The organism is Hypericibacter sp. (assembly GCF_050729195.1).
Taxonomy (GTDB): Bacteria; Pseudomonadota; Alphaproteobacteria; order Dongiales; family Dongiaceae; genus Hypericibacter.
Map to the genome: position 1 here is coordinate 1 of NZ_JBOHKS010000154.1, position 5,752 is coordinate 5,752.

A 5,752-nucleotide genomic window follows, 5' to 3' on the forward strand; every position below is an offset into this window, starting at 1 on the left:
GCCTTGAGCGGCACCATCATCCAGGGATTATCCTTGGAATCGCGGAAGCAGGAGAATGCAAGGCGGCCGTTGGGTTTCAGGCCGCGTCGCAAATTCGCGAAAGCGCGGGCAGGTTCGGCGAAGAACATCACACCGAAGCGCGAGAACAGCAGGTCGAAATGGCCGGTGGGCAAGGCATGGGTGGTCGCGTCGGCCTGCAGGAACTCGATCGGCATGCCCGCCGGCCGGCGTTCGTTGGCGCGCGCCAGCATCGGCGCCGAGATATCGAGACCCAGCACCTCGCCGGTGCGGCCGACCGCCTGGCCGAGCTCGATCGTGGTGCCGCCGCAACCGCAGCCGATATCGATCACCCGTTCACCCGGCCGCACCGCGGCGCGCTCGAAGATCGCCATGGCGACCGGCCCGAGCACGATATCCCAGCTCTCCTGCAGCTTGATCCAGTGGCGCCCGCCGGGTCCGTTCCAGAACTCGACCTGCTCGGCGTTGCGTTCGTCGGCCTTCATAGCGTCTCCTTGTCGGCCGCCCTTCGCGAGGGCGGCGGGATCACGATCAGACGTCGAGTTCCTTATAGTGCCGGAAAATGCCTTCCTCGTTGAAGGGCGGCCGCCGGTTGGAGGCGAGGTAGGCGGCGATCCGCGGACGCGCGGCGACCCGGTCATGCAGATCGACCACGCGGCCGCATTTGCGCTCGATCCGCGCCATGGCGCGCGGGAAGGCATAGCGCAGACCCTCGATGATCTGGAACAGCGACAGATCGGCATAGGTCAGCTGCGGGCCCGCGACATAGCTCGCGCCCTTCTTGCCGCGCGTCAGCATCTTCTCGAAATAGCCGAGATATTTGGGTGCGCGCGTTCGGACGAAATCATGGGCGCGCCGCCTCGCTTCCAGCCGCTGATCCTCATAATAGAGGTTGGTGGAGATCGGATGATGCGCGTCGTGAACTTCCTGCACGAGATCGGCGATGGTGAGCTGGAGCTGATGGGTCCAGAGCCGGCCGGATTCAGTCTCGGGCGCCAGCCCGTGCCGCTCACCCAGATAGAGCAGGATGTTCGCCGTCTGGCCGATCACCAGGCGGCCCGCCTTCAGGAAGGGCGGCGCGAAAGGCGGATGCTCGATGGCACGGCCCTCCAGGAATCGCAGCAGCGCCGGCACGCCGCCACGCGCGCCCGACTGGCTGGCCACATCGACATAGTCGGCGGCCGCCTCCTCGAGAGCGAGCCGGACGAACTCGCCGCGTCCCTGGATCGCCGGCCAGTAATAGAGTTCGTAGCGCATGTCATTTGTCTCCGCCTTGCATGAACGCGGCGAAGGCGTCCTTGTAGTCGGCATGCCAGCGCGACAAGGCCGGGCGGTTCTTGATGATGTCCTCGGCCGCCCATTGGATGCGCTTGTTGTCGATGGCGCGGGTGACGTCGTTGTCGGGGCAGAGGATGTAGAAGTCGCCCTGCGCCAGGCTCTGCAGCATGAAATCGATCACCTGGTCGCCGGTCCAGGCGGCAGGCGGCTTCTCGGCTGCATCCGTCATGCCGGTGAAGGTGAAGCCCGGGATGAGCAGATGCGCGGTGATCTGGCAGCCCTCGATGTTGCGAAGCTCATGGGCGAGGCCCTCGGTCAGCACCTTGATGCCGGCTTTGGTGACGTTATAGGCCGTATCGCCGGGCGGCGTGGTGATGCCCTGCTTGGAGCCGGTATTGACGATCGCGGCCGGCTTCCCTTGCGCGATCATGGCGGGCGCGAAGGTCTGAACGCCGTTGATGATGCCCCAGAGATTGACGTCGAGCAGCCGGCGCCAGCGATCGTAATTCTTCCAGGGTCCGCCGCCGCTGCCGATGCCGGCATTGTTCATCAGGATCGCCACCCCGTCGAACTCCCGGAAGGCGGTGTCTTTCAGGCGCTGCACCTCCTCGAGCTTGCTGACATCGGTCGGGATCGCGCGCAGATCCGCTTTGCCGCCGCGGGCAAGCGCCGCGACCTCGGCCGCCGCCCGGTCGAGGCGCTCGCCGCCGAGATCCGCGAGGCAGACCTTCATGCCGAGCGAGGCGAAGCGCTTGGCCGCCGCCAGTCCGATGCCGCTGGCAGCACCCGTGATGACGGCGGTCGCCCCAGGCTGGAGGGCGGGATGATTCTGCATGGTGGCTCTCTCCTTGATGCCGAATGCGAAGGAGGCGTCGGGCTTCGGCGCAGGAGAACCGCGCTGCAATCCCTGGCTCCGAGGCTGGGCCTTCATTTAGGATAGGGCAAATCCGGGCTCTGTCCCCTGCGATATCCGAGCGCCCCGCATGCAGATTTTGCGTCATCAGGCCGAGAATGGTGAGTGGGAGCTGCTTCGCGCGCGGCCCGATCCGCGCCTGCGCGAGCAGGTTCATCGCTCCTACAATGGCTGGGTCGAGAATGCGCGGTCGCCCGTCCTGCGACCCGAGGCGGCCAAGACTTTCCTGCCGGTCATCCTGAACTGGGGTCCCGCCTTCGGCATTCGATCGCCCGGCAATGCCGGCGGCGCGATGGCGCCGTTCGGTTCGTTCCTCGGCGGCCCCCATGACACGCATGTGATGACCGAGGCGTTGGGGCGTTATCAGTGCCTGCAGGTCAATTTCACGCCGCTCGGCGCGTACCGGTTCCTGGGCATGTCGATGCATTCACTGGCCAACCGCGTCGTCTCGCTCGAGGATCTGTTGGGCCGCGAGGCAGGCCGGCTGGTCGAGCGCCTGCACGATGCGAAGGACTGGGAAACGCGTTTCACCATCCTCGACGGGTTCATCGCCGAACGGATCGCAGGTGCGCCTGTTCCGGCGCCGGAGATTGTCTGGGCACTCAAGCAGTTGGACGGCAGCGGCGGCAATGTCGCGATCGGTGCCTTGGCGACCGACATCGGCTGGAGCCGCAAGCGGCTCATCGAACGGTTCCATGAGCAGGTCGGCCTCGCCCCCAAGACCTTCGGCCGTATCATCCGTTTCAACCGGGTGATCGATCGGCTGGGTGCCTCGCGGCCGGTCAATCTGGCCGATATCGCGGTGGACCATGGCTATTACGACCAAGCCCATCTCAACCGCGATTTCAGGCAGTTCGCGGGTTGCAGCCCGACGTCCTATTTCGATCCCACCCGCCCGCAAGCCGAGAACGCGGCCGCCTGAGCGATCCCGGCGCCGGGGGAAATTTTTCCAAGACCGCCTTGGCGCCGGCCCGCTAGCCTCGCTCGCGTTGAACCACGGATTCAGCAGCGCGAAGGAGCAGCCCATGGCCAAGAACACGCCGCCCGGTCACCCCAACATTTTCCCGGCCCTGAAATACAAGGATGGAGAAGCGGCGCTCGGCTGGCTGACGCAGGCCTTCGGCTTCACCCGGCAGGCGGCCTATCCCAATCCCGACGGCTCATTGGCCCATGCGCAGATGACCTATGGCGCGGGCATGATCATGCTGGGCTCCGGCGGCAAGCCCGATCCGAAGAACCCCTGGAGCAGCGAGCCGCTCGGTGTCTATGTCCAGGTCGAGGATATCGACGCGCATTACGCCAAGGCCAAGGCGGCAGGCGCCGTCATCGTCCGCGAGCTTGCGGACACCGGCTATGGCGCCCGCGAGTATTCCGCCCGCGATCTCGACGGCCATCTCTGGAGCTTCGGCACCTACGATCCGTGGAAGACAGACTGACGCCTTCGCAGCCTCACGTCGTCCGCAGATACCACTGGTAATCGAGCTCGGTCACCTCGGCCATGAAGCGGTCGAGCTCGGCCTTCTTGATGGCGAGGAAGACGTCGAAGAAGTCCTTGCCGAGATACTCCTTCAGGAACGCGGAGCGCTCGGCGGCCTCGATCGCTTCCGACCAATGCTGCGGCAGGGCGCCGAGCTTGGCCTGCTCATAGCCGTTGCCGGTGATGGGCGGGCCCGGATCGATCTTGCGCTCGATGCCGTAATGGGCGCCGGCGAGCGCCATCGCGACCGCGAGATAGGGGTTGGCGTCGGCGCCCGAAGGGCGATGCTCGATATGGCGCGAGGAGGGCGGACCCGCCGGAATCCGCAGGCCCACCGACCGGTTGTTGATGCCCCAGGTCGGCGCCACCGGCGCATAGGAGGTGCGCCGGAAGCGGCGATAGCTGTTGGCGTTGGGCGCGTAGATCAGCATCGATTCCGCCATGGTCGCGGCCATGCCGCCGATGGTATGCCGCAGCATCAGGCTGCCTTCCGGCTTGTCGCCATCGGCGAAGAGATTGTTGCCGTCCTTGTCGGCGATGCTGAGATGGATATGCATGCCCGAGCCGGCGCGCCCCGCGAAGGGCTTCGCCATGAAGCAGGCCTGCATCCCATGCTTGGTCGCGACGCCACGGATGAGCCGCTTGAACATGAGGCCCTCGTCGACCGCCCGCATGGCGTCGGCGCGATGGAGCAGCGTGATCTCCCACTGGCCCGGCGAATATTCATGGATCACGGTCTGGGCCGGCAGGCCCTGTGCCTTAGCGCAAGAATGGATCTCGGCGAAGACCGGCCACATCTCGCCCAGGAGATTGACGTCATAGACCTCGATATGGCGCGCGCGATGGCCGCCCGGTGTGGGAGCAGGGCGGGGCTTGCCGTCGGGGCCGGGCTTGGTGTCGAGCAGATAGAATTCGAGCTCGACCGCCATCACGGGCGTCAGACCCTGGTCGGTGAAGCGCTTGATCACGCGTGCCAGGGCATGGCGTGGATCGGCATGATAGGGCCGCCCGTCCAGCTCATGCATCGTGAGCAGAACCTGGGCGGTCGGCTCCTCGCGCCAGAGGACGGGCGCGAGCGTGCCCGGCACGGGATGGCAGAGCCGGTCGGCATCGCCATCGGCCCAGACGAGATTGGTTTCTTCGACATCCTCGCCGGTGATGTCGAGGCTCAGGATCGAGCCCGGCATGTAGCGGCCATGGCGATAGATCGCGAGCAGCTCCTCGCGGCGGATGTTCTTGCCGCGCATGACTCCGCCCGGATCGGTCAGGACCAGGTCGATGCCGGCGATCTCGGGATGCGCCGCCAGGAAGCGTTCGGCTTCCTCGGGCGAGGCACCGATATTGGAATGAGGGGCAAGGCCCTTGGGGTTCATGAGGGGCTCAGTTCTTCTTCAGTTCGTCGACGCAGGCGCCGAGCGCGGTGACCAGCTTCTCGACATCGGCTTTGGTGGTTGCCGGGCAGCAGAGCGTCATGTTGTGGAAAGGCGCGATCATCACGCCGCGATTGATGAGATAGAGATGGACCGCCTTCTCCAGCGGCTCGATCAAGGTCGCGGCCGCCTCGGTGCCGTTCCTGGGCGGCTTGGCCGCGAACACGATTTCGGCGCGCGAGCCGACCCGCGCCACATGCCAGGGCAGCGCGTGGGACTTGATCACCTTCTCGACGCCATCGGCCAGCGATTTCGACATCGCCTCCATCAGGCTGTAATTATGCGGCGTCATGACATGCTCGAGCACGACCCGCATCAGCCGCAGCGAGAGCGCGTTGGCGGAGAGGGTGGTGCCGATGCCGCTATGGCCATGCGGCACGGCATGCTGGGCCTTGCGGATGCGCTGGGCAACCTCCGCGGTATAGCCATAAACGGCGCTGGGGATGCCGCCCGAGATCGGCTTGCCGAGCGTCAGGAAATCGGGATCGAGCCCATAGGCCCGGGTATAACCGCCGGGGCCGGTCGAGATACAGTGCGTCTCGTCGATCACCAGCAGCGTGCCGTGGCGGCGGGTGAGCTCGCGCAGATGCTCGTGGAATCCCGGCTCCGGCAACACCATGCCGATATTGGTCATGG

At 65.8% G+C, this 5,752-nt stretch carries 7 protein-coding genes; 2 read left to right on the forward strand and 5 right to left on the reverse strand.

Annotated features, from left to right (window positions below; translation table 11 throughout):
* The 3 genes from ACREE8_RS11845 to ACREE8_RS11855 form a co-directional block, all read right to left on the reverse strand.
* A partial coding sequence (locus tag ACREE8_RS11845) for a class I SAM-dependent methyltransferase (RefSeq protein ID WP_431573204.1) occupies positions 1 to 503 on the reverse strand: 503 nt, incomplete at its 3' end.
* Positions 504 to 549: 46 nt separating this feature from the next.
* A complete protein-coding gene (locus ACREE8_RS11850) occupies positions 550 to 1,275 on the reverse strand; it encodes a glutathione S-transferase (protein WP_431573205.1) in 726 nt (241 codons plus the stop codon).
* A 1-nt stretch (position 1,276) separates the two neighbouring features.
* The gene (locus ACREE8_RS11855; protein WP_431573206.1) at positions 1,277 to 2,131 is read right to left on the reverse strand and encodes an SDR family NAD(P)-dependent oxidoreductase; all 855 of its coding nucleotides are present in this window, start codon (positions 2,129 to 2,131) and stop codon (positions 1,277 to 1,279) included.
* A 148-nt stretch (positions 2,132 to 2,279) separates the two neighbouring features.
* Here ACREE8_RS11855 and ACREE8_RS11860 point away from each other — a divergent pair, with 148 nt between their 5' ends.
* Both ACREE8_RS11860 and ACREE8_RS11865 read left to right on the forward strand, forming a co-directional pair.
* Positions 2,280 to 3,131: a helix-turn-helix domain-containing protein gene (locus tag ACREE8_RS11860; protein ID WP_431573207.1), complete on the forward strand. Its 852-nt coding sequence runs from the start codon at positions 2,280 to 2,282 to the stop codon at positions 3,129 to 3,131.
* A 103-nt stretch (positions 3,132 to 3,234) separates the two neighbouring features.
* Positions 3,235 to 3,645 (forward strand): VOC family protein, encoded by a 411-nt coding sequence (locus tag ACREE8_RS11865; RefSeq protein WP_431573208.1) that lies wholly within the window; start codon positions 3,235 to 3,237, stop codon positions 3,643 to 3,645.
* Positions 3,646 to 3,658: 13 nt separating this feature from the next.
* On the opposite strand, the gene ACREE8_RS11870 is transcribed toward ACREE8_RS11865, so the two are convergent.
* Positions 3,659 to 5,059: a glutamine synthetase family protein gene (locus tag ACREE8_RS11870; RefSeq protein WP_431573209.1), complete on the reverse strand. Its 1,401-nt coding sequence runs from the start codon at positions 5,057 to 5,059 to the stop codon at positions 3,659 to 3,661.
* Between the two features lie 7 nt (positions 5,060 to 5,066).
* A partial coding sequence (locus tag ACREE8_RS11875) for an aminotransferase class III-fold pyridoxal phosphate-dependent enzyme (protein ID WP_431573210.1) occupies positions 5,067 to 5,752 on the reverse strand: 686 nt, incomplete at its 5' end.